This window comes from Mycobacterium sp. SMC-11, from assembly GCF_046250095.1.
Lineage (GTDB): Bacteria > Actinomycetota > Actinomycetes > Mycobacteriales > Mycobacteriaceae > Mycobacterium > Mycobacterium heraklionense_A.
The window spans coordinates 821,872-843,518 of sequence record NZ_CP176430.1 but is presented as its reverse complement, the minus strand read 5'-3'; the positions used below and the strand labels follow the sequence as shown (position 1 = coordinate 843,518).

23 protein-coding genes and 1 riboswitch are annotated in these 21,647 nt (G+C 68.2%); of the genes, 8 read left to right on the top strand and 15 right to left on the bottom strand.

From position 1 onward, the window contains the following. Window positions 1–29: 29 nt before the first annotated feature. The 5 genes from ACKY0X_RS04045 to ACKY0X_RS04025 all read right to left on the bottom strand — a co-directional run bounded on the left by ACKY0X_RS04045 (window position 30) and on the right by ACKY0X_RS04025 (window position 5,020). Window positions 30–1,040, bottom strand: coding sequence for a glutathione S-transferase family protein (locus ACKY0X_RS04045; protein ID WP_409428410.1), 1,011 nt, complete (start codon window positions 1,038–1,040; stop codon window positions 30–32). A gap of 26 nt (window positions 1,041–1,066) precedes the next feature. Further along, window positions 1,067–2,998: an acyl-CoA dehydrogenase family protein gene (locus tag ACKY0X_RS04040; protein ID WP_409428409.1), complete on the bottom strand. Its 1,932-nt coding sequence runs from the start codon at window positions 2,996–2,998 to the stop codon at window positions 1,067–1,069. Window positions 2,999–3,113: 115 nt separating this feature from the next. Next, window positions 3,114–3,764: a sterol desaturase family protein gene (locus ACKY0X_RS04035; protein ID WP_409428408.1), complete on the bottom strand. Its 651-nt coding sequence runs from the start codon at window positions 3,762–3,764 to the stop codon at window positions 3,114–3,116. Then, window positions 3,761–4,483, bottom strand: a complete 723-nt coding sequence (locus ACKY0X_RS04030) for a FadR/GntR family transcriptional regulator (RefSeq protein ID WP_409428407.1) — start codon at window positions 4,481–4,483, stop codon at window positions 3,761–3,763. The genes ACKY0X_RS04035 and ACKY0X_RS04030 overlap by 4 nt, the downstream gene beginning before the upstream one ends. Before the next feature lie 123 nt (window positions 4,484–4,606). Further along, window positions 4,607–5,020, bottom strand: a complete 414-nt coding sequence (locus ACKY0X_RS04025; RefSeq protein WP_024443970.1) for a cold-shock protein — start codon at window positions 5,018–5,020, stop codon at window positions 4,607–4,609. 340 nt (window positions 5,021–5,360) lie between these two features. Between ACKY0X_RS04025 and moaA the strand changes: the two genes are divergently transcribed. The 3 genes from moaA (at window position 5,361) to ACKY0X_RS04010 (ending at window position 8,130) form a co-directional block, all read left to right on the top strand. Then, complete coding sequence (gene moaA, locus ACKY0X_RS04020) at window positions 5,361–6,374, top strand: GTP 3',8-cyclase MoaA (protein ID WP_409429495.1); 1,014 nt, start codon at window positions 5,361–5,363, stop codon at window positions 6,372–6,374. A gap of 3 nt (window positions 6,375–6,377) precedes the next feature. Then, window positions 6,378–6,659, top strand: a complete 282-nt coding sequence (locus ACKY0X_RS04015) for a MoaD/ThiS family protein (protein ID WP_409428406.1) — start codon at window positions 6,378–6,380, stop codon at window positions 6,657–6,659. A gap of 359 nt (window positions 6,660–7,018) precedes the next feature. Then, a riboswitch (cyclic di-AMP (ydaO/yuaA leader) is annotated at window positions 7,019–7,194 on the top strand. Between the two features lie 9 nt (window positions 7,195–7,203). Next, a complete protein-coding gene (locus ACKY0X_RS04010; protein WP_409428405.1) occupies window positions 7,204–8,130 on the top strand; it encodes a transglycosylase family protein in 927 nt (308 codons plus the stop codon). Window positions 8,131–8,195: 65 nt separating this feature from the next. Here the strand turns inward: ACKY0X_RS04010 and ACKY0X_RS04005 are convergent, their stop codons facing one another. From ACKY0X_RS04005 to ACKY0X_RS03990, 4 genes are read right to left on the bottom strand one after another with little or no spacing between them, the layout of a single operon-like run. Next, on the bottom strand, window positions 8,196–8,615 hold the full coding sequence (locus tag ACKY0X_RS04005; protein ID WP_065040729.1) for a molybdenum cofactor biosynthesis protein MoaE: 420 nt from the start codon (window positions 8,613–8,615) through the stop codon (window positions 8,196–8,198). A gap of 14 nt (window positions 8,616–8,629) precedes the next feature. Continuing rightward, window positions 8,630–9,109, bottom strand: coding sequence for a molybdenum cofactor biosynthesis protein B (locus ACKY0X_RS04000; protein ID WP_409428404.1), 480 nt, complete (start codon window positions 9,107–9,109; stop codon window positions 8,630–8,632). After that, window positions 9,106–9,579, bottom strand: coding sequence for a cyclic pyranopterin monophosphate synthase MoaC (moaC, locus tag ACKY0X_RS03995; protein ID WP_409428403.1), 474 nt, complete (start codon window positions 9,577–9,579; stop codon window positions 9,106–9,108). The genes ACKY0X_RS04000 and moaC overlap by 4 nt, the downstream gene beginning before the upstream one ends. 10 nt (window positions 9,580–9,589) lie before the next feature. Beyond that, a complete protein-coding gene (locus tag ACKY0X_RS03990; RefSeq protein ID WP_046282658.1) occupies window positions 9,590–9,778 on the bottom strand; it encodes a hypothetical protein in 189 nt (62 codons plus the stop codon). Window positions 9,779–9,840: 62 nt separating this feature from the next. Between ACKY0X_RS03990 and ACKY0X_RS03985 the strand changes: the two genes are divergently transcribed. Genes ACKY0X_RS03985 through ACKY0X_RS03975 form a run of 3 tightly spaced genes read left to right on the top strand, consistent with a single transcriptional unit; the run spans window position 9,841 to window position 14,388 of the window. Then, entirely contained in the window at window positions 9,841–12,228 is a 2,388-nt protein-coding gene (locus ACKY0X_RS03985; protein ID WP_409428402.1) for a helicase-associated domain-containing protein, read from the top strand. Window positions 12,229–12,263: 35 nt separating this feature from the next. Beyond that, window positions 12,264–13,916 carry a DNA repair helicase XPB gene (locus tag ACKY0X_RS03980; RefSeq protein ID WP_409428401.1) on the top strand — a complete coding sequence of 551 codons (1,653 nt, stop codon included), beginning with the start codon at window positions 12,264–12,266 and terminating at the stop codon, window positions 13,914–13,916. 46 nt (window positions 13,917–13,962) lie between these two features. Beyond that, complete coding sequence (locus tag ACKY0X_RS03975) at window positions 13,963–14,388, top strand: pyridoxamine 5'-phosphate oxidase family protein (protein ID WP_409428400.1); 426 nt, start codon at window positions 13,963–13,965, stop codon at window positions 14,386–14,388. Between the two features lie 15 nt (window positions 14,389–14,403). On the opposite strand, the gene ACKY0X_RS03970 is transcribed toward ACKY0X_RS03975, so the two are convergent. The 3 genes from ACKY0X_RS03970 to ACKY0X_RS03960 are packed head-to-tail and all read right to left on the bottom strand — an operon-like array spanning window position 14,404 to window position 18,061. After that, window positions 14,404–14,688 carry a hypothetical protein gene (locus ACKY0X_RS03970; protein ID WP_409428399.1) on the bottom strand — a complete coding sequence of 95 codons (285 nt, stop codon included), beginning with the start codon at window positions 14,686–14,688 and terminating at the stop codon, window positions 14,404–14,406. 13 nt (window positions 14,689–14,701) lie between these two features. After that, window positions 14,702–16,834: a 3-hydroxyacyl-CoA dehydrogenase NAD-binding domain-containing protein gene (locus ACKY0X_RS03965; protein WP_409428398.1), complete on the bottom strand. Its 2,133-nt coding sequence runs from the start codon at window positions 16,832–16,834 to the stop codon at window positions 14,702–14,704. A 15-nt stretch (window positions 16,835–16,849) separates the two neighbouring features. Continuing rightward, window positions 16,850–18,061 (bottom strand): acetyl-CoA C-acetyltransferase, encoded by a 1,212-nt coding sequence (locus tag ACKY0X_RS03960; protein WP_308485698.1) that lies wholly within the window; start codon window positions 18,059–18,061, stop codon window positions 16,850–16,852. Between the two features lie 189 nt (window positions 18,062–18,250). On the opposite strand from ACKY0X_RS03960, the gene ACKY0X_RS03955 reads away from it, so the two are divergent. Further along, a complete protein-coding gene (locus tag ACKY0X_RS03955) occupies window positions 18,251–19,441 on the top strand; it encodes a pyridoxal phosphate-dependent aminotransferase (RefSeq protein WP_409429494.1) in 1,191 nt (396 codons plus the stop codon). Here ACKY0X_RS03955 and ACKY0X_RS03950 read toward each other — a convergent pair. Together ACKY0X_RS03950 and ACKY0X_RS03945 are read right to left on the bottom strand one after the other, a co-directional pair. Further along, window positions 19,428–19,880, bottom strand: a complete 453-nt coding sequence (locus ACKY0X_RS03950; protein ID WP_409428397.1) for an SRPBCC family protein — start codon at window positions 19,878–19,880, stop codon at window positions 19,428–19,430. The two genes, ACKY0X_RS03955 and ACKY0X_RS03950, sit on opposite strands and share 14 nt — an antisense overlap. Window positions 19,881–19,935: 55 nt before the next feature. Next, window positions 19,936–20,379, bottom strand: coding sequence for an SRPBCC family protein (locus tag ACKY0X_RS03945; protein WP_409428396.1), 444 nt, complete (start codon window positions 20,377–20,379; stop codon window positions 19,936–19,938). 94 nt (window positions 20,380–20,473) lie between these two features. Here ACKY0X_RS03945 and ACKY0X_RS03940 point away from each other — a divergent pair, with 94 nt between their 5' ends. Next, window positions 20,474–20,806 (top strand): DUF732 domain-containing protein, encoded by a 333-nt coding sequence (locus ACKY0X_RS03940; RefSeq protein ID WP_308485695.1) that lies wholly within the window; start codon window positions 20,474–20,476, stop codon window positions 20,804–20,806. A 3-nt stretch (window positions 20,807–20,809) separates the two neighbouring features. Here ACKY0X_RS03940 and ACKY0X_RS03935 read toward each other — a convergent pair whose 3' ends face one another. Then, complete coding sequence (locus ACKY0X_RS03935; protein ID WP_409428395.1) at window positions 20,810–21,601, bottom strand: hypothetical protein; 792 nt, start codon at window positions 21,599–21,601, stop codon at window positions 20,810–20,812. Between the last annotated feature and the right edge of the window lie 46 nt (window positions 21,602–21,647).

Genomic DNA, 21,647 nt, shown 5'->3' with positions numbered 1-21,647 from the left:
GCGAAAAATCGCGACGAATCTCGCACTCATTACACGTTCGGCGCGCCGTGGCCGGCCGGCACCTGCTCGCCGTCCGGCACCGGCCCCGGCGGCGTTCCGTCCCCGAACGGACTGCCGCCCAGTGCTTCTCGTCCATGCGGCGACAACCAATTCGCCAGATCCGGCCCGTCCGGGACGATCTGCGACGGATTGATGTCGGCGTGCACGATGTAGTAGTGCTGTTTGATCTGCACGAAGTCGGTGGTGTCGCCGAACCCGGGCGTCTGGAATAGATCCCGGGCATAGGCCCACAGCACCGGCATCTCGGACAGCTTCTGCCGGTTGCATTTGAAATGTCCGTGATAGACCGGGTCGAACCGGGCCAGCGTGGTGAACAGTCGCACGTCGGCCTCGGTGATGGTGTCCCCGACCAGGTATCGCTGATCGGCCAGACGGACGCTGACCCAGTCCAGCGCGGTGAACAGCCGGTCGTAGGCGGCGTCGTAGGCCTCTTGGGTACCGGCGAAACCGCACCGGTAGACCCCGTTGTTGATCTCGGTGTAGATCCGCCGGGCCACCTCGTCGATCTCGTCGCGCAGCGGTTCGGGGTACAGCTGCGGCGCCCCGTCGCGGTGATAGGCCGTCCACTCGGTGGAGAAGTCCAGGGTGATCTGGGCGAAGTCGTTGGTCACCACCGCACCGGTGGGCACGTCGACCATCGCCGGGACGGTGATCCCCTTGGGGTAGTCGGGAATGCGTTTGAAGTACGCGTCTTGCAGCCGTGGGATCTGCAGCACCGGGTCGACGCCACCGGGGTCCAGATCGAAGGTCCAGCTGCGCTGATCGTGGGTCGGACCGCAAAAACCAATGGAGATAACCTTTTCCAGGCCGAGCAGCCGCCGGACGATGATGGTGCGATTGGCCCACGGGCAGGCCCGCGCGACCACCAGCCGGTACCGGCCCGGTTCGACGGGATACCCATCACGGCCGTCGGCGGTGATCCGGGTGGAGATGTAGTTGGTGTCACGCTGGAAATCGCCGCCGGCGAGGTAGCTGGCCATGCCTACCAGAGTGCCACGATGCTGATCTACGGGGTGGGCAGGAACCGGCGTGCCAAGTTCGACTCGGTGGAGGCGCCCGGTTCCCAGTGGGCAATCCACGGCCCGGTGACCTCGGACGGATCCAGGATGCCGTCCTCCAGCCAGAGGTAGCGGTCCTGCAGCACTGCGTCGGCCAACCGGGTGTCGGCGCGGTCAGTGTTGGTCCACAACGCGGCAAACAACGCCTCGACCCGGAGCCGGGACTGCTCGCAGAATGCGTCGGCCAGCTGATAGGCCTGCTGACCTTCGGTCCGGTCGGCCACCCACTGCGACTCAGCGCGCACGCACACCGCGGCCATCGCGAACAGCTCCGCCCCGATGTCGACGACCCGCCCCAAAAACCCCTGCCGCTTCTCCATGCCGGCCTGCCAGCGGGCCATGCCATAGAAGGTGTTGCGAGCCAACTTGCGCGAATGGCGTTCGACAAAACGCAGGTGTGTGGCCAGCTCGCCGAATTCGCGGTACGCCATGGGGCGTTGGCCTTCCCCGAATACCAGTTGCGGCAACCACTTTGCGTAGAAGCGGCTGGCCCCGGCCGCGGATCTGGCTTTCTGCCCCAGCCCGGCCTTGGGGTTGGCGAGCTCCCCGGCGGCACTCAGGTGGGCGTCGACGGCCTCGCGGGCGATCAGCAGCCGCATGATCTCGCTGGACCCTTCGAAGATCCGGTTGATCCGCAGATCCCGAACCAGCTGCTCCACCGGTACCGCACGCTCGCCGCGCGCCGCCAGCGACTCGGCGGTCTCATAACCGCGGCCGCCACGAATCTGCAGCAGCTCATCGGCGATGACGCACGCCATCTCGCTGGACCAAAGCTTGGCCAGCGCCGCCTCGATCCGGATGTCGTTGCGGCCCTCGTCCGCCATCTGACCGGACAGTTCCAGGACCGCCTCCAGCGCGTAGCTGGTCGCGGCGATGAACGCGATCTTCTTGGCCACCGCCTCGTGCTCGCCGACCGGCCTGCCCCATTGGACCCGCTCGCGGGACCACTGTCGGGCGATCTTCAGAGCCCATTTGGCCGATCCGGTGGCCATCGCAGGAATGGCCAGGCGGCCGGCGTTGAGCGTGGTCAGCGCGATCTTCAAACCGTCGCCCTCGCGTCCCACCAGGTTCTGCGCGGGCACCCGAACCTTGTGCAGCCGGGTCACGCCATTCTCGATGCCGCGCAGCCCCATGAACTTGTTTCGACGTTCGACGGTGATGCCGGGAGTATCGGCTTCGACCACGAAGGCGCTGATGCCTCCTCGGTGACCGTTGCCGTCGGGCACCCGCGCCATCACCACCAGCAGCTCGGCCACCACGCCGTTGGTGGTCCACAATTTGACCCCGTCCAGCTCGTAGGCGGCACCGTCCTCGATCGGTCTCGCAGTCGAGGCCAGCCGAGCGGGATCGGAGCCCACATCCGGTTCGGTCAATAGGAATGCCGAGATGGCCCCGGACGCACACCGCGGCAGGAACATCTTCTTCTGTTGGTCGGTGCCGGCCAGTTTGAGTGGTTCAGGTACGCCGATCGACTGATGGGCGCTCAGCAGCGCCCCGAGGCTGGGGTGCACGCTCGACACCATCATCAAGGCCCGGTTATAGGCGACCTGCGACATGCCCAGCCCGCCGTACTCGGCGGGGATCTTCAGCCCGAAGCAGCCCAGCCCGGCCAGTCCTTTGACGTATTCGTCGGGGATCTGCGCGTCACGCTCGATAACCGCGCCGTCCATGGTGTCGAGAAGCTCCCGCAGCCTGCCCAGAAACTCCTCGATGCGCGCGCCATCCTGATCGGACGGCCGCGGAAACGGGTGGATGAGCGGCAAGGGAACCTTCCCGAGGAACAGCCCCTTGGCGAAAGATGGTTTTTCCCAGCCGCTTTCACGAGACTCTTCGGCAACGGCTCGCGCTTGCTCCTCGCTGACCTGCATCTGCTGCGTCATGTCGGACACCTCCTGATCCAGCAACCGCCGGAGAACCGCTGCTGTTCGCAGGATTAACCAGTTGGTGCCAAACCAAACGCCGGTGGAGGGCCGCCGTCACCGGCGGCCCGGCTGGTCAACCACTTGTCGACGCTGCGTGCAGGTTTCGCACCGTCGGCGACGATTCCACCGCGCGCGGATCCGGATAGGTGCCCAGCAGTCGATCGGCGGTGCCGGAGCTGGTCACGGTGAACCAGTAGTTCTCGTTCTTGAAGTGGTGGTACCGGTGGTTGCGCCACACTGCGCGGTAGATCGCACGGCGGGGCTTGTAGTCGGTGTGGACGAGGTAGTGAATCCATTCGTAGAACACCAGGAACGTCGCGACGGTCAGGACGAACGTCAGCCCTTTTCCGATGTCGCCGAAGGCGAGCAACACCAGGGGCGTCAGGGCGATGATCACAATCAGGCTGGGCCACGGAATGAAGATCAGCGGGATGTCGCGCGGGTCGCGGTGATGCAGACGATGGTCACGGGACAGCCGCGAGTCGATCGTGACGCCCGCCAGGGTGCGCGGACGCCAATGCAGGATTCCGATGTGGATCAACCACTCCCCCACGGGTGAAAAAGCCACCAGCGCAACAGCAATGACCGCATCACCCACCGACCAGCCGCCCACCGCCAGGCGCGCTACCCACAGTGCGCCCGCCCACGTGATGAGCATCCACGGGCTGGGGTGCCGGACGAATTCCGCGAAGGCCGCACCCAGCGTCAGCTGCTTGCGGGTCATTGCCGACCCTCCAACTGGTCGGCGAGCGCGCTGAATGCGGCGGTGCCCAACTCCAGCATCGCCGCAGCGGCCAGCCGCGCAGCGTCGGCGTCCCCGGCGACGATGGCATCGGCAAGCGCTCGGTAGTGCTCGATGTCGTTGACCTCGGCAGCCATCACGTTGACGAGCGCGTCGAGTGCGGGCACGTATGCCTGGTTCAGCGTGTTGAACAGCAGCCGAAACGCGATGGACTCGGCACTGTCGACGATGAGTTCCCAGAATCCCAGAGCACGCCACATCCGTTGCACGGGTTCTGATTCGGCTTCCAGCTCGTCCACCATGGCACGCAGCCGGGTGCGAGCGTCGTCGCCGGCACGGGCCGCCGCCAGTGCGGCCACCTGCGGACCGATGATGGCGCGGGCCTCGACCAGGCTGGCCAAGGTGGCGCGGTCGACGTCGCCGCCGTGCACGAGCAGCAACGGCAACACGTCCAACCCGGCCTCGGCGCGGAAGTCGCGCACCACTGTGGACCCGCCCTGGCGGACCTGGATGAGACGCGCCCGGTCTAGACGGCCCAGCGCCTCCCGGACCGCGGCACGCGATACGCCGAGCGCTTCGGACAGGGTTCGCTCACTCGGCAGGGTGTCGCCGGGCGTCCGGTCACCGGAGAGCACCTGGCCGGCGAGTTGGGCGAAGATCTCGTCGGGGATCGACTGCCGGGAGATCGGCTTGAGGGTCATACCGCGCACCCTAGCACCAAATTGGCCGGAGGTCTGGTGGTCAGACCAGTTGGTTCGGCGATGCGATGCCGCTGCTGCGTTTTCAGTAGTCAGTCAGCGACGATCGCCATTACGGGCCTGGGCTCAGGCGTCGAGCTCGCGCGCCACGGCCTTGACCACCTCGGAGATCTGCCGAGCGGTCTTGCGGTCGGGGTATTTGCCCTTGCGCAGCTCCGGCTGCACAGTGCCTTCCAGCAGGGTGATCATGTCCTCGACCATGCCGTGCAGCTCGTCGGGAGTGTGCCGGTGCTCGACAGCCGGCGCCGCCTCGCGTCGGGTCCGCGACAGGCTCGGCGGGGGGTCGATCAGCTTCACCGTCAGCGCCTGCGGCCCGCGACGTCCGGCGGCGACGCCGAACTCGACCCGCTGGCCTGCCTTGAGACCCTCTACGCCGTCCGGCAGGGCCGAGGAGCGGACGTAGACGTCCTCACCTTCTTCCTGGGACAGGAAGCCGAAGCCCTTCGCGGCGTCGTACCACTTCACCTTGCCGGTCGGCACTGGTCTCACCTGCTTGTCTTGCTTGGTCACGTACGTGGGGACATAAAGGAAGCGTCCCGCCTGCGCAGGACGCGTCAGCAGCCGATCTTACTAGGACAGAGACCCGCAAAACACCCAGGTTTCCTCGGTAGGCTGGTGCAGCCGCTGGAGGAGACCAGGACCGGACGCCGAAGTCGATGCGGTCGCTCCCCGGCCGACCGAATCGGATACGGATATGACGTTGAGGCAAGCGGGTCTGCGCACTCCGCCACCGGATGCGGATGCTGCCGACGCGGACCACCAGGAGGCGGCCCGAAAGGCCGCCTTCCACGAAGCCGTGGAGCGTGCCGTCGCCACGCAGATGCCCACCGCCGGGCCGCTGGTGGACACCTTCGGGCGAGTGCACACCGATCTGCGGATATCTCTGACTGACCGCTGCAACCTGCGCTGCACCTATTGCATGCCGGCCGAGGGACTGGACTGGATTCCCAGCCAGCACCTGCTGAGCGACGATGAGCTGATTCGACTGATGCGCATCGGCGTCGACCGACTTGGCATCACCGACATCCGATTCACCGGCGGCGAGCCGCTGCTAGCCCGCCATCTCGAAGGCGTGGTGGCCGGCGCCGCAGCACTGCGCCCGCGGCCCGAGATCGCGTTGACCACCAACGGCCTGGGTTTAGCACGCCGGACCGGCGCCCTGGTGGCGGCCGGACTGGACCGCATCAACGTGTCGCTGGACACCGTCGACCGCGCCCACTTCGCCGAGATCACCCGGCGCGACCGCCTGCCCGACGTCCTCGCCGGCCTGGACGCGGCCGCACAGGCCGGGATGCGGCCGATCAAGGTCAATGCCGTGCTCGATCCCAAGATCACCGGCGACGACATCATCAACCTGCTGCGCTACTGCCTACTGCACGGCTACCACCTGCGGGTGATCGAGATGATGCCGTTGGACGCCGACCACAACTGGGACCGTGACGCCGGGCTCAGCGTCGAGCAACTGCTCGAGACGGTGCGGGCCCAGTTCACTCTGCGGCCCGATCCGAAACCGCGCGGCTCGGCGCCGGCCGAAGTCTGGCTCGTCGACGAGGGCCCGGACACACCGGCGGGCACGTTCGGGATCATCGCATCGGTATCGCGGCCATTCTGCGGAGACTGCGACCGGACGCGACTCACCGCCGACGGCCAGATTCGCAACTGCCTGTTCGCCACCGAGGAGTACGACCTGCGCGCCCTGCTGCGAGACGGTTCCGATGACGACGCCATCGAGCAAGCGTGGCGGGCCGCGATGTGGACCAAGAAGGCCGGCCACGGCATCAACGATCCGGATTTCATCCAGCCGGACCGCCCGATGAGCGCGATCGGCGGCTGATCCATGACCCATCAGACCGACGCCACCGATACCGGCGTCGCGGTGACGGTCCGCTACTTCGCCGCGGCACGGGCCGCGGCCGGAGCCGAATCGGAGACCGTCAGCGTGCCCGCCGGGGGCGGAGTGGGCGCCTTGGCGCAGACCCTCGCCGCCCGCAATGAGCGGCTGGCGGCGGTGTTGAGTCGGTGCTCCTACTTGCGTGACGGAGTCGCGGTGCGCGACCACGAGGCGGCGCTGCAACCCGGCGAAACCGTCGACGTACTGCCGCCGTTTGCCGGCGGTTAGCAAGGCTCGACGAAGGAGAGCCGAAGCTGGACCGCCGAATCAAGCCCGGCGGTTAGCAAGGCTCGACGAAGGAGAGCCGAAGCTGGACCGCCGAATCAGACCCGGCGGCTGAGCATGATCTACGTCACATAACGAATTGATTACGAGCCGACAACAGCTTGATGGAGTGGCCTTTGACCTGCGCAAACGCGGGCGGTTCCTGGCGGTTTGAGAAGAACCAGCGAGGAAAACACCCGGGAGCGTCCTGGGTGACTCAGCGGGTAGGAGCGGCTACGGTACATCTCCGGGTGTATCGAAAATCTTCCGATCGATCCACCTTTCTTCACCCGTAGCGCCGAGCTCCATCCAACGGGCGAAGAAAACCACAAATACCTGATGGATGGAGGCGGGGGACCCACCGGGTCCGCCGAGAGCGGCCCTGAGGCCTTAACGGCCTCTCGGGGTGAAGCCGACGACGCACCGCGTGCATCAAGGCCGGGCAGTCCCCCCTGTCCGAACCCGACGCTGACCTCGCAGGCGTAGACAGAGAGGAATTCACCACCGTATGAGTGGACGGCATCGCAAGCCCACCCAATCGAACGTCAACATCGCGAAAATCGCTTTCACCGGAGCTGTGATCGGTGGCGGTAGCCTGGCCCTCGCCGGAACCGCAGCCGCGGCTACCGATGACGAATGGGACCACGTAGCCCGGTGCGAATCCGGCAACAACTGGGGTATCAACACCGGTAACGGCTACCAGGGCGGGCTGCAGTTCTCGCCGAGCACCTGGAGCGCGCACGGTGGTGGCAAGTACGCCCCCTCGGCACACCTGGCCAGCCGCGAGCAGCAGATCGCTATCGCCGAGCACGTGCTGGCAACTCAAGGCCGTGGCGCCTGGCCGGTTTGCGGCCGCGGGCTGTCCGGCGCATCGCAGCGCGAGGTTCCGGCGGCGCCGCCGGCCGACGCCCCGATCGACAACCCGGATGTTAACGGCGAGACCGTCGCCATGGACAACCCGATCGCTCCCCCGCCCGCTCCCGAGCCCGCGCCGTGGTGGGCTCCGCCGGCCCCCGAGGCTCCGGCTCCCGCCGAAGGCGCCGCACCGGCGGCTCCCGCAGGCTGGTTCCCGGAGGCTCCGGCCCCCGAAGCTCCGGCACCCGAGGCCCCGGCCCCGATCGCCGAGGACCTGCCGCCGGCTCCCGAGGCTCCCGCTCCGGAAGCTCCGGCACCCGAGGCTCCGGCCCCGATCGCCGAGGATGTCCCGCCGCCGGCCCCCGAGGCTCCCGCGCCTTGGTGGAACCCGGAGGCTCCGGCCCCCGAGGCCCCGGCGCCCGGCGACGAGGTCGCTCCGGCTCCAGCTCCGGACGGCAACCGCCAGGAAGCGGTCTCGGTCGGCTTCCACCAGCAGCTGTGGCAGGCCGTTCGGTCGGAGAACATCAGCGGCAACGACGCGCTGGACGCGTTCGCGCTGCAGCCCAGCCGGGTTATGTAGTAACAAACTCCTACGAAAAACGGGGGCCGGATAACCGGCCCCCGTTTTTCGTGTTCACACGACCATCAGGCCGAGCCGACCCACTCCTCGGTGTCGTCGGCGAAGAACTGGTGCTTCCATACCGGCAGCCGCGCCTTGATGGTGTCGACGAGCAGCGCGCAGGCCTCGAACGCCTCTCGGCGGTGATCGGCCGCCACGGCGGCCACCAGTGCGGCGTCACCGATGTGCAGCACGCCGATCCGGTGGCTGGCGGCCAGCGCGCGGACCCCGACGGCCTGCTCGGCAACCTCGGCCAGCACTTCGGCCATCACCTGCTCTGCCGACGGGTGGGCGGAGTACTCCAGCCGGGTCACCTGTTGCCCGTGGTCGTGATCGCGGATCATGCCGACGAATCCGACGACGGCCCCCGCGGCGCGGTGCCCCACTAACTCTTCGTGTTCGGACAACACGATGGGCGCCTCGGTGATGGCGGCACGCAGCACCACCGCGCCCGAGCCTGTCACCGGTGGTCTCCGCCGGCGAGCTGATCCAAGGCATGATCCAAGACGTCGGCCAGCACGCCCAGCCCGTCGCGCACTCCACCGGACGACCCGGGCAGGTTGACCACCAGGCTGCGGCCGGCCACCCCGCACACCCCACGAGACAGGATTGAGGTCGGCACCTTCGGCAGCCCGGACCGGCGGATGGCATCGGCCAGGCCGGGGATCTCGTAATCGAGCACCGTGAGCGTCTGCGCCGGGGTGTCGTCGGTCGGTGAGATACCGGTTCCCCCGGAGGTGATGATCACGTCCACCCCGTCGGCCACCGCGGCGCGCAGCGCGGCGCCGACCGGCTCGCCGTCCGGCACGACCTCCGGCTGCACCTCGGCGAAGCCACGCTGCCTCAGCCAGTCGGCGACGATCGGCCCGGTGCGGTCGGTGTACACCCCGGCCGACGCTCGGGTGGACGCGATGATGATTCGGGCGGTCCGGACGCTCACGAGCGCTCCCAGGCCCCGGTACGGCCGCCGTCCTTGCTCAGCACTCGGATGTCGTCGATGACGGCGGCGCGGTCGACGGCCTTGATCATGTCGTAGAGGGTCAGGGCCGCCACGCTGACCGCGGTCAGCGCCTCCATCTCGACCCCGGTACGGTCCGTGGTGCGCACGGAGGCGGTGATGTCGATCTGGGATTCGCCAATGGTGAAGTCCACGTCGACTCCGGTCAGCGCCAGTTGGTGGCAGAGCGGCACCAGATCGCTGGTGCGTTTGGCGGCCATGATGCCGGCCACCCGGGCGGTGGCCAACGCGTCCCCCTTGGGCAGCCCGCCGGCCGAGATCAGCTGGATCACTTCAGCGGTGGTGCGCAGCACGCCACCAGCGACCGCTACACGCTTGGTGGTCGCCTTGGCGCTGACATCGACCATGTGGGCCGCGCCCCGGTCATCGAGGTGTGAAAGCGGCCCGGTCATGGCGTCACCGCTACCGGTTGACGACGGTGACCGGATGCAGGTAGGGCAGCTCGTCGGACGGCAGCGGGAACACCAGGTCCCCGAACGGCGACAGTGCGCCAGTCCGATCGGTGCGCAGCTCGCTGACGGCGGGTTCGCCGTCGGTCTTCGGCCAACCGTTGTCGACGTACCGGTTCTTGTTGTCCTGGTTTCCAGCCACGGCACCATTCTGACAGGTCGCGATCGACGACGTTCACCGGTTGGGCCTTACGCTGGTCGTCGATGACCGAACGCGCCCGGGGTGTCCCACTGGGGTCGTGGCTGGCCGACCTGCCCGACGAGGATCTGATCCGGCTTCTGAAGCTACGGCCCGACCTCGCCCAACCCCCGCCGGGCAGTATCGCCGCGTTGGCCGCGCGGGCCCAGGCCCGCCAGTCGGTTCGCGCCGCCACCGACGAGCTGGATTTCCTGCGGCTCGCCGTCCTTGATGCGCTGCTGGAATTGCATGCCGACGGCACCGGCGTGCCGGTCGCCGATCTGCTGGCCCTGCTCGACGAGCGCGCCCCCGCCGACGCGGTGACCGAGGCGCTGACCGACCTGATCGATCGGGCGTTGGTTTGGGGCGCGACCGAACCCGGCGGTTCAGCGAGGCTCGACACAGGAGAGGCGAAGCTGGGACCGCCGCATAAACCCAGCGCAGTGTTGCGCGTGGTCGCCGAGGCGGGCGCAGGCCTGCCCTGGCATCCGGGTCAGGTGACCCGAGAAGAACCGGCACACGGTGATGCCGACATCGCCGCACTCCACGAAGCCATCGCCGATCTGGACGCTTCGCAGCGTGACCTGCTGGACAAGCTGCTGACCGGCTCCCCGATCGGGCGCACCCGCGACGCCGCCCCCGACGCGCCCTCGGAGCGTCCGGTGCCCAGGCTGCTGGCGGCCGGCCTGCTGCGTCGCGTCGACGACGAGACGGTGATCCTGCCGCGGCTCGTCGGCCAGGTACTGCGGGGCGAGCAGCCCGGCCCGATCGCGTTGCACGAGCCCGACCCCGTGGTGTCGCAGACCACCGCGGCCGATGTCGATGCGGCGGCGGCCGGCGCGGTGATCGACGTGTTGCGCGAACTCGACGTGATCCTGGCCAATCTGGGCGAAACGCCGGTGCCGGAGCTGCGCAGCGGCGGGCTGGGCGTGCGCGAGGTCAAACGACTGGCCAAAGCCACCGGGGTCGACGAGATCCGGCTGGGCCTGCTGCTGGAGGTCGCCGCAACCGCGCGGTTGATCGCAGCCGATTTCCCCGACCCGGCGAGCGTCGATCAACGGGACTGGCCCGACGCCGACGGCCCCTACTGGGCGCCGACGGTGCTCGCCGACCGGTTCGCCGAGCAGTCCACCGCGGAGCGCTGGCATCTGCTGGCCGCCACCTGGCTGGATCTGCCGGCCCGGCCGGGTCTGATCGGCAGCCGCGGCGCCGACGGCAAACCCCGGGCGGCGCTGTCCACCCCGTTGTTCTCCACCGCCGCCCCGCTGGATCGCCGGCTGCTGCTGGGCATGCTCGCCGAGCTGCCCGTGGGCGCCGGGGTCGACGCGGCGACCGCGTCGCAGGCGCTGGTCTGGCGCCGGCCGCGCTGGGCCAACCGGCTCCAGCCCGGTCCGGTGGGCGAGCTGCTCGACGAGGCCCACGCCCTGGGTGTGCTGGGCCGCGGCGCGCTCAGCTCCCCCGGCCGGATCCTGCTGGCCGCCGGCGCCGACGGCGCTGCCTCCGACGCCGATGATGCCGCCGCGGTAGCCGCGATGGCCAAGGCGCTACCCGAGCCGATCGACCACTTCTTGGTGCAGGCCGACCTGACCGTGGTGGTGCCGGGACCGCTGAAACGTGAACTCGCCGAGGAGTTGGCCGTCGTCGCCACCGTGGAATCGGCCGGCGCAGCCATGGTCTACCGGGTCTCCGAACAGACCATCCGGTCCGCCTTGGACGTGGGCCGTACCGGTGCCGGACTGCGGGCGTTCTTCGAGAAGCACTCCAAGACCCCGGTGCCGCAAGGGCTCAGCTATCTGATCGACGACGTCGCGCGCCGGCACGGGCAGCTGCGGATCGGGTTGGCGGCCTCCTTCGTGCGCTGCGAGGACCCCGCGCTGCTGGCCCAGGCGGTCGCCGTTCCGGCCGCCGAGGCGCTGTGCCTGCGGCTGCTGGCCCCGACGGTGGCGGTGGCGCAGGCTCCGCTTGCCGATGTGTTGGCGGCGCTGCGCGACGCCGGTTTCGCCCCGGCCGCCGAGGATGCCACCGGAACGATCGTCGACATCCGGCCGCGCGGGATGCGGGTGCACACCCCCGCGGAGCGTCGCGGACACCGGCAGCACGCCGGTCCCGGTGACGACAGCCTGACCGCGCTGGTCCGGGTGCTGCGCACGGTGACGTCGGCGCCGTTCGACAACATCCGGCTGGACCCGGTGACCGCGATGATCATGCTCAAGCGCGCCGCGCTGGAGCGTGCCACGGTGATGATCGGCTACGTCGACGCCGCCGGGGTGGCCACCCAGCGCGAAGTGGCTCCCACCCAAGTGCTGGGTGGACGGCTGGTGGCGTTCGATTCGACGTCGGGGCAGATGAAGGATTTCGCAATCCACCGCATCACGTCGGTGTCGTCGGCGGGCGAGGACGACGCAGCGCACTAGCGACGCATGTCGGGACCGTCCGGATAATGGGCCCCATGAGCACTGACGGGCCGTTGATCGTCCAATCCGACAAGACCGTGCTGCTCGAGGTCGACCACGAACAGGCCGGCTCGGCGCGCGCCGCGATCGCGCCGTTCGCCGAGCTCGAGCGCGCCCCGGAGCACATCCACACTTACCGCATCACGCCGCTGGCGTTGTGGAACGCCCGCGCCGCCGGCCACGACGCCGAGCAGGTGGTCGACGCCCTGGTCAGCCATTCTCGGTACGCGGTGCCGCAGCCGCTGCTGGTCGACATCGTCGACACCATGGCGCGCTACGGGCGCCTGCAGCTGGTGAAGAGCCCGGTGCACGGCCTGACCCTGGTCAGCCTGGATCGCGCGGTGCTCGAGGAGGTGCTGCGCAACAAGAAGATCGCCCCGATGCTCGGTGCCCGCATCGACGACGACACCGTGGTGGTGCATCCCAGTGAGCGCGGCCGGGTCAAGCAGATGCTGCTCAAGATCGGGTGGCCGGCGGAAGATTTGGCGGGGTATGTCGACGGCGAGGCCCATCCGATCGACCTGGCCCAGGACGGCTGGCAACTGCGCGACTACCAGGAGATGGCCGCCGACTCGTTCTGGTCGGGCGGTTCGGGGGTGGTGGTGTTGCCCTGCGGGGCCGGCAAGACATTGGTCGGTGCCGCGGCGATGGCCAAGGCCAAGGCCACCACGCTGATCCTGGTCACCAACACCGTCGCGGGCCGACAGTGGAAGCGCGAACTGGTGGCGCGCACGTCACTGACCGAAGAGGAGATCGGCGAGTATTCCGGTGAGCGCAAGGAGATCCGGCCGGTCACCATCGCCACCTATCAGGTAATCACCCGGCGCACGAAGGGTGAATATCGGCACCTAGAGCTGTTCGACAGTCGCGACTGGGGGCTGATCATCTACGACGAGGTGCACCTGTTGCCCGCGCCGGTGTTCCGGATGACCGCCGATCTGCAGTCACGCCGCCGCCTCGGATTGACCGCGACGCTGATCCGTGAGGACGGCCGCGAGGGTGACGTGTTCTCGCTGATCGGGCCCAAGCGTTACGACGCACCGTGGAAGGACATCGAGGCGCAAGGCTGGATCGCCCCGGCCGAATGCATCGAGGTGCGGGTCACCATGACCGAGACCGAGCGGATGAACTACGCGGTCGCCGAACCCGAGGAGCGCTACAAGTTGTGCTCGACGGTGCACTCCAAGATCGCGGTGGTGCGCTCGATCCTCAAGCAGCATCCCGGCGAGCAGACTCTGGTGATCGGCGCCTATCTGGACCAGCTCGAAGAACTCGGCGAGCAGTTGGACGCCCCGGTGATCCAGGGCTCGACGCGTACCGCCGAGCGCGAGAAGCTGTTCGATGCCTTCCGCCGGGGTGAGATCTCCACCCTGGTGGTGTCCAAGGTGGCCAACTTCTCCATCGACCTGCCCGAAGCATCGGTGGCCGTGCAGGTTTCGGGCACCTTCGGCTCGCGTCAGGAGGAGGCCCAGCGGCTGGGCCGGCTGCTTCGGCCCAAGGCCGATGGCGGCGGGGCGGTGTTCTATTCAGTAGTTGCCCGCGACAGTCTGGACGCCGAGTACGCGGCACACCGGCAGCGGTTCCTGGCCGAACAGGGCTACGGCTACATCATCCGCGACGCCGACGACCTGCTCGGTCCGGCGATCTGAGGCAACCCACCGGCACGGCACCGGTATCGCGGTTAGCCTCGAAAACATGGCCCTGTCCAAGGACGAACGCGAGCAGTTTCTGGCCGAGCCGCACATCGCCGCACTGTCGGTGAACGCCGGCGCCGGGCGCGGCCCCCTGACCGTGCCGATCTGGTACCAGTACGCCCCCGGCGGCGAGCCCTGGGTGTTGACCGGGGCCGGGTCGCGCAAGACGAAGCTCATCGAGGCCGCTGGAAGCTTCTCGCTGATGGTGGAGCGCACCGAGCCGACACTGCGCTACGTCGCCGTCGACGGCACCGTCAGCCGCATCGAGCCCGGCAGCGAAGAGCTGCACGTCGAGCTGGCCCACCGCTATCTGCCGCCGGAACGGGCCGAGAAGTTCCTCGAGTACGCGCTGGCCGAACTGGGCGAGCAGGTGGTCATCTATCTGCGTCCCCAGCACTGGATTTCGGCAGACCTGGGGGCGATCTAAACCCGGTTTCGCGGCTCAGCGCGCGCAGACGTCGGCCGGCAGCAGCAGCATCACCGGCCACAGCGCCACCGAGGTCACCGTCGCCACCTCGTAGACGCTGGACGGTGGTATGCCGTACTGCCGCTCGGCCTGCGCTTGGAGCCGTTCGACGCCGTCGGGGTGCAAGAACAGCCACACCACGCCGGCGATCACATAGACCAGGCCAAGCCACAGCGCCGACTCGATCAGCGCCCCGACGCTCACCTGGCGGTCGAGAAAACGCAGAATCCCCCGAAACCGCGGGGTTTCGGGGGATTCCACGTTGTCCAGCTGACTAGAGAAGCGACGCCGGCGGGTTGAACCGGTCGCCGTAGGCGGCGGCCAGCTCCTTGGCCCGGGCCACGAAGGCGGCCTTGCCGCCCGGGTAGCCGGTGATGAACTGCGCGGTGCCACCGGTCCAGGCCGGGAACCCGATGCCCATGATCGCGCCGATGTTGGCGTCGGCGGTGGAGGTCAGCACGCCCTCGTCGAAGCACTTCTGGGTTTCCAGCACCTCGGCGAAGAGCATCCGGTCGATCATGTCCTGCAGCGGCGGGGTGGAGCTGCCCGAGTTGAACGTCTCCCGCAGGCCCGGCCACAGACCGGTGCGCTTGCCGTCGACGTACTCGTAGAAGCCGGCACCCTTCAGGCGCGACGGACGACCGATCTCGATCATCTTGTCGACGACCTCTTCGTTCCGCTGCTTGGCCAGCGTGCCGCCGGCCGCCTCGACGCCCTCGCGGGTGGCGATGGCGATCTTCTGCATCAGCTCCAGGTTGAGCTCGTCGCAGAGCTGCAGCGGAGCGGCCGGGTAGCCGGCCTGCAGACCGGCCTGCTCGATGCTGGCCGGCTCGACGCCCTCACCGAGCATCATCAGCGCCTCGTTGACGAAGGTGCCGATCACACGCGAGGTGTAGAAGCCGCGGCTGTCGTTGACCACGATCGGGGTCTTCTTGATCGCCAGCACGTAGTCGAACACCCGGGCCAGCGCCTCGTCGGAGGTCTTCTCGCCCTTGATGATCTCGACCAGCGGCATCTTGTCGACCGGGGAGAAGAAGTGGATCCCGATGAAGTCCTCCTGGCGCTTCACGCCGGTCGCCAGACCGGTGATCGGCAGCGTGGAGGTGTTCGATCCCAGCAGCGCGTTGGGCTCGACGATGTCCTCGATCTCCTGGAACACCTTGTGCTTGAGGTCCTGGCTCTCGAAGACGGCCTCGATCACGAAGTCGACGCCGGCCAGGTCCTGCGGGTCGGCCGTCGGGGTGATCTTGTCCAGCAGCGCCTGCGACTTCTCGGCGGTGGTACGACCCCGCTCGAGTGCCTTGGCTTCCAGCTTCTCCGAGTAGCCCTTGCCGCGCTGGGCCGCCTCGAGCGAGACGTCCTTGAGCACCACGTCATAGCCGGCCTTGGCCGACACGTAGGCGATGCCGGCGCCCATCATCCCGGCACCGAGCACACCGATCTTGCGGATCGGGGTCTGCGCAATGCCCTCGGGCCGGCTGCCGCCGCCGTTGATGTGCTGCAGGTCGAAGAAGAACGCCTGGATCATGTTCTTGGCGACGTTGCCGGTGACCAGCGAGATGAAGTAGCGGGTCTCGATGCGGCTGGCGGTGTCGAAGTCCACCTGCGCACCCTCGATCGCGGCGGCCAGGATGGCGCGCGGCGCGGGCATGTTGGCCCCCTTGACCTGCTTGCGCAGCAGGGCCGGGAACGACGGCAGGATGGCCGCCAGGGCAGGGGTGGCCGGGGTGCCGCCGGGCATCTTGTAGCCCTTGGCATCCCACGGCTGTACTCCGGCGTCCGGGTTGGCCTTGATCCACGCCTTGGCGGCGGGCACCAGCTCCTCAACGGTGGGCAGCACCTCGTCGACCAGGCCGATCTCCTTGGCCTTGGCCGGCTTGAAACGGGTGCCCTGCGCCAGCACGTTCATGAAGGCGTTCTGGATGCCCAGCATGCGCACCGTGCGGGCGACACCGCCGCCACCGGGCAGCAGGCCCAGGGTGACCTCGGGCAGGCCGAGCTGGCTGCCCTTGGCGTCGGCCGCGATGCGGTGGTGACACGCCAGCGCGATCTCCAGGCCACCGCCGAGAGCGGCGCCGTTGATGGCGGCCACGACCGGCTTGCCGAGGGTCTCCAGGGCGCGCAGGTCGGCCTTGATGCCCTCGCACTGGTCGAAGACGGCCTGGGCGTCGGCCGGACCGACGTGGATCATCGCCTTGAGGTCACCGCCGGCGAAGAAGGTCTTCTTCGCGCTGGTGACGACCACACCGGTGACCGAATCCTTCTCCTCGATCAGGCGCTGCACCGCGTTGTGCATGGACTCGCGGTAGTGCTCGTTCATGACGTTGGCCGACCCGGTCGGGTCATCCAGGGTCAGCGTGACGATGCCGTCGGCGTCCTTGTCCCACTTGATGGTGTTCTCTGCCATTTTTTACAAACCCTCTCAGACGCGCTCGATGATGGTGGCCACGCCCATGCCGCCGCCGATGCACAGCGTGATCAGGGCACGCTTGGCACCGCGACGCTCAAGCTCGTCGACCATGGTTCCGGTGATCATGGCGCCGGTGGCGCCCAGCGGGTGACCCATCGCGATGGCGCCACCGTTGACGTTGAGCTTCTCGTTGGGGATGTTGAGGTCCTTCTGGAACTTCAGCACCACCGAGGCGAACGCCTCGTTGAGCTCGAACAGGTCGATGTCATCGACGGTCAGCCCGGCCCGGTCGAGTGCCTTGACGGTGGCCGGGGTGGGGCCGGTGAGCATGATGGTGGCGTCGGCGCCGGTGGTGGCGGTGGCCACGATACGGGCGCGCGGGGTCAGGCCCTGCGATGCGCCGGCCTTCTCGCTACCGATCATCAGCAGGGCGGCACCGTCGACGATGCCGGAGCTGTTGCCGCCGGTGTGGACGTGGTTGATGCCCTCGACCCAGTGGTACTTCTGCAGCGCCACATCGTCGAAGCCGCCCATCGCGCCGATGCCGTCGAAGGCGGTGCGCAGCTTGCCCAGGCCTTCCAGGGTGGTGTCGGGGCGCATGTGCTCGTCGTGGTCCAGGATCAGCAAGCCGTTCTGGTCACGCACCGGGATGACGGACTTGGCGAAGTAACCGCCCGACCAGGCAGCGGCCGCCCGCTGCTGGCTCTGCAGCGCGTAGCTGTCGACGTCCTCGCGCGAGAAGCCCTCGATGGTGGCGATCAGGTCGGCGCCGATGCCCTGCGGGGCGATGTAGTTGTCGTAGGTGAAGGGCACGTCGGAGAACATCGCGCCGCCGTCGGAGCCCATCGGGATCCGGCTCATCGACTCCACACCGCCGGCCAGCACCAGGTCGTCCCAGCCGGAGCGCACCTTCTGCGCGGCAACATTGACGGCCTCGAGCCCGGAGGCGCAGAACCGGTTGAGCTGCACGCCGCCGACGGTGTCGGGCAGGCCCGCGGCCAGCACCGCGGTGCGGGCGATGTCGCCGCCCTGGTCACCCACGGGCGAGACACAGCCCAGAACGACGTCGCTGATCAGGCTCTCGTCCAGGTCGGGGTGGCGGGTGCGCAGTTCATCGATCAGGCCGACGACCAGGCTGAGCGGCTTGACCTCGTTCAGCGCGCCGCCGCGCTGCTTGCCGCGCGGGGTGCGAATGGCCTCGTAGATGAAGGCTTCTTCGGACATGGGCGATTCCTCTTCAGTATTTGGTATTCGATGCGGATCGACTGCGTCTTGGTCGGAGCGTAGTCCCCGAATTCCCAGCCTAACAGGGCGGCCTATCAACCGGATGGTTGGTCCAGTTGGAGGCCTGCTTCCAGCCGCTCCTTCGGGCTCGTCGCCTGCGCTTTAGGCTCGAGTCCCATGACGGCGCGGATGGTCTCACGGCTGGAGCCTTATGCCACCACGATCTTCGCCGAGATGTCGGCGTTGGCCGCACGGATCGGCGCGGTCAACCTCGGCCAAGGCTTCCCCGACGAGGACGGACCGCCCGCGATGCTCGAGGCCGCGCGGGCCGCGATCACCGACGGCGTCAACCAATACCCGCCCGGGCCCGGCATCCCCGCCCTGCGCGAGGCCATCGCCGGGCAGCGCGCCCGCAAATACGGGATCGACTACGACCCCGACACCGAAGTCCTGGTGACCGTAGGGGCTACCGAGGCCATCGCCGCCGCGGTGCTCGGGCTGGTGGAGCCGGGTTCCGACGTGGTGCTGCTCGAACCGTTCTACGACTCTTATTCTCCGGTGGTCGCCATGGCCGGGGCGCGACGCGTCAGCGTGTCGCTGGTGCCCGACGGGCGCGGATTCGCCTTGGATGCCGACGCGTTGCGACGGGCCATCACCCCGGCGACCCGGGCGCTGATCGTCAACTCACCGCACAATCCGACCGGCACGGTGTTCACCGAATCCGAGTTGGCCGAGATCGCGCGCATTGCGGTGGAGGCCGATCTGCTGGTGATCTCCGACGAGGTCTATGAGCACCTGGTCTTCGCCGAGCGGACCCACCGCCCGCTGGCCGCCTTCGAGGGGATGGCGGAGCGCACCATCACCATCTCCAGCGCGGCGAAGATGTTCAACTGCACCGGCTGGAAGATCGGGTGGGCGTGCGGACCGGCGGAGCTTTTGGCCGGGGCGCGGGCCGCCAAGCAGTACCTGAGCTATGTCGGCGGTGCGCCGTTTCAGCCGGCGGTGGCGCTGGCGCTGAACACCGAGGACGCCTGGGTGGCGGCGTTGCGCGCAACCATGCAGGCCCGCCGCGACCGGTTGACCGACGGCTTGCGGGGCATCGGATTCGAAGTGCACGACAGCTTCGGCACCTATTTCCTGTGCGCCGATCCCCGCCCGCTGGGCTATGACGACAGCACGGCGTTCTGCGCCGAGCTGCCACATCGGGCCGGGGTGGCCGCCATCCCGCTGTCGGCGTTCTGCGTGCCCGGTTCGGAAGCGACCGCCCCCGATGTCTGGAATCACTTGGTGCGGTTCACCTTCGTCAAGCGTGAGGACACCATCGACGAGGCGATCCGGCGACTGGAGACGCTGCGCGACGGGCCGGCTACGGCGCGGTAGGGGCGTCGTCGCCCATGATTTGCTGACGCAGCCGTTCGGTGGCGATGCTCAGCACCAGCTTGCTGGCGCGCCGCACGATGAACTCCGGTATCGGCCCGGACGGCTCGACGGTGATGTCGAAGCGCACCCGGGTGCTGTCGGGACCTTCACGAGTCAGGGTGTACTCGACGTGCTGGGCGCGCTGCTGGGCCGTCGCCTTGGCATCCCAGACCATCCAGTCCGGACCCCAGTGGTATTCCAGGATCTCCTTGTCCACCAAGCCCAGAATCTTGATGGTGGCCAGGACGTGATGGGGACGGCCGTCCTCGTACTTGTCGAGGACTTCGATCCGCTTGTGCACCGGCGACCACGAAGCCAACTCGGACACATCGGCGAGCGCGTCGAGGATTTTCTCCGGCGGCGCGTCAATCACAATTTCCCGCGATGCTCGAACAGCCACTAGATCGAGCCTAACGCCGTGCCCTTCCGGCGGCGGGATTTCATCGCAGGTGGCGTCAGCGACTCTTCTTGATCTTGAGCACCTGGTCGCGCAGGCCGTCGGTGGCGGTCTTCATGCCGCCCTTGAGCGTGCTCTTGAGCAGGAACCCCGGGATCGGGATCGACGGGTCGACATCCATGTCGAACCGCACCTTGGTCTTGTCGCCCTGCGGCATCAACGTGTACTTGGCGTCTTGCGCCTTGAGCTGACCGGCCGACACCAGGGTCCAGCCGACGCTGTTGTCGGTCCAGCTGTATTCGACGACCTGTTCATCGGTGAGGCCGGCCGCCTTGATCTTCATCCGCACCCGACGCGGACGACCGTCGTCGTAGGTATCGAGCACCTCAGCACTCTGGTACTGCGGCGACCATGACGGAACAGACTCGACGTCGGCGAGGACGTCGAAGATCTCCTCCGCGCTCGCTTCGATAACCACCTCGCGGGAATCCTTGACTGCCATGGCAGGCACCCTAACCACGCGGGCGGTGATGTGTGGGGATTTGGGCCCACCGAGAGTCGCCCCATCGCCGGGTGGCGGTGGCACGATGGAGGTCATGCATGTGACCGTCCGGATTGCCGCACCCCTGCTGGCCGCCGCGGCACTGACCGCCGCGCCGGCCGCCCACGCCGATGACGCGAGCTATCTGGCCCGGGTCAACGCCGCCCCGGTGGCGATCCCGGTCGCCGACCACGTCAAAGTGACCTCAGGGCACTACATCTGCGCCGAGTTGCGGATGTATGGCCATACCGGGACCTACCGCTCCGGCATCTCGCCGGGTGACCTGGTGCGCCAGCTGACCAACACTTTCTATTACAGCCCCGAAGCCGCCGACGTTCAGATTCAGGCGGCGCAGGCCGAGATCTGCCCAGAGACGTTGCGGCCCTGAGGCTTAGCCGAGGCCGAACCCGGCGCCCGGGCCGCCCTTGGCGTTGAGGTCCTCGAGGATCGCCTTGAACATCACGATCCCGGGGCCCGACTGGTCCAGCGGCGCGGTCGGGAAGCTTCCGTCGCGGACCATGGCGATCAGCAGGTTGTCGATGGTGATCGGCGACCCGTCATCACCGGGCTTCCACCACTCTTCACCGGCGGAGTCCACGCCGGCCGGCCCGATGTCGTAGCAGTTGAGGCCGGTGCCGCGGCCGAGCTTGCAGGCCTGTTTCGGGGCCGGAGGTTCCGCAGCGACGGGTTCTTCGGTGGCAGGTTCTGGGGCGGGTGACTCTGAGGCGGCAGGTTCTGCGGCGCCGGGTTCCGGGGCGGCAGACTCTGGGGCGGCAGGCTCCGGGGCCGCGGGCTTCGGCTCTTTCGGGCCCAGCCCGAAGATCCCAAAGCCTTCGTAGTCGCCGATCGGCTTAACCTTGACCGGATCGAACTCGATCACCGCGTAGCCCAGTCCCTCGTCGGCGGCCACCACCGTGCCCACGCCGCCGTGGTCTTCGGCTCCCTCAACGACCACGGACGAGCCCGGCCCACCGCAGTTCGCGGCGGTAAAACCGATCAGCCGGCCGGCACTGTCGTGCCCCATCGCGGTCAACGTGCACAGCGTGTCGTCGTGGAGCACGATCGCGGCACCGCCGCCGAGCTGGATCTTGTCACTTACCGCTGCGGCGGTCGGCAGCCCGACGGAGGCGACCACGGCGGCAATGACGATCACCGACGCGCGTCGAGTCAAGGCAGGGTGCACAGCGGGCCAGTCTAGGGGCCTGATCCGGCAACACACGGTTCGACTC

Bases quoted from the DNA above. Each gene is read 5' to 3' on its own strand.
- ACKY0X_RS04045 (WP_409428410.1), bottom strand. From the start codon at position 1,040: ATGGCCAGCTACCTCGCCGGCGGCGATTTCCAGCGTGACACCAACTAC.
- ACKY0X_RS04040 (WP_409428409.1), bottom strand. From the start codon at position 2,998: ATGACGCAGCAGATGCAGGTCAGCGAGGAGCAAGCGCGAGCCGTTGCC.
- ACKY0X_RS04035 (WP_409428408.1), bottom strand. From the start codon at position 3,764: ATGACCCGCAAGCAGCTGACGCTGGGTGCGGCCTTCGCGGAATTCGTC.
- ACKY0X_RS04030 (WP_409428407.1), bottom strand. From the start codon at position 4,483: ATGACCCTCAAGCCGATCTCCCGGCAGTCGATCCCCGACGAGATCTTC.
- moaA (WP_409429495.1), top strand. From the start codon at position 5,361: ATGCCCACCGCCGGGCCGCTGGTGGACACCTTCGGGCGAGTGCACACC.
- ACKY0X_RS04015 (WP_409428406.1), top strand. From the start codon at position 6,378: ATGACCCATCAGACCGACGCCACCGATACCGGCGTCGCGGTGACGGTC.
- ACKY0X_RS04010 (WP_409428405.1), top strand. From the start codon at position 7,204: ATGAGTGGACGGCATCGCAAGCCCACCCAATCGAACGTCAACATCGCG.
- moaC (WP_409428403.1), bottom strand. From the start codon at position 9,579: ATGACCGGGCCGCTTTCACACCTCGATGACCGGGGCGCGGCCCACATG.
- ACKY0X_RS03985 (WP_409428402.1), top strand. From the start codon at position 9,841: ATGACCGAACGCGCCCGGGGTGTCCCACTGGGGTCGTGGCTGGCCGAC.
- ACKY0X_RS03980 (WP_409428401.1), top strand. From the start codon at position 12,264: ATGAGCACTGACGGGCCGTTGATCGTCCAATCCGACAAGACCGTGCTG.
- ACKY0X_RS03975 (WP_409428400.1), top strand. From the start codon at position 13,963: ATGGCCCTGTCCAAGGACGAACGCGAGCAGTTTCTGGCCGAGCCGCAC.
- ACKY0X_RS03965 (WP_409428398.1), bottom strand. From the start codon at position 16,834: ATGGCAGAGAACACCATCAAGTGGGACAAGGACGCCGACGGCATCGTC.
- ACKY0X_RS03960 (WP_308485698.1), bottom strand. From the start codon at position 18,061: ATGTCCGAAGAAGCCTTCATCTACGAGGCCATTCGCACCCCGCGCGGC.
- ACKY0X_RS03955 (WP_409429494.1), top strand. From the start codon at position 18,251: ATGGTCTCACGGCTGGAGCCTTATGCCACCACGATCTTCGCCGAGATG.
- ACKY0X_RS03945 (WP_409428396.1), bottom strand. From the start codon at position 20,379: ATGGCAGTCAAGGATTCCCGCGAGGTGGTTATCGAAGCGAGCGCGGAG.
- ACKY0X_RS03940 (WP_308485695.1), top strand. From the start codon at position 20,474: ATGCATGTGACCGTCCGGATTGCCGCACCCCTGCTGGCCGCCGCGGCA.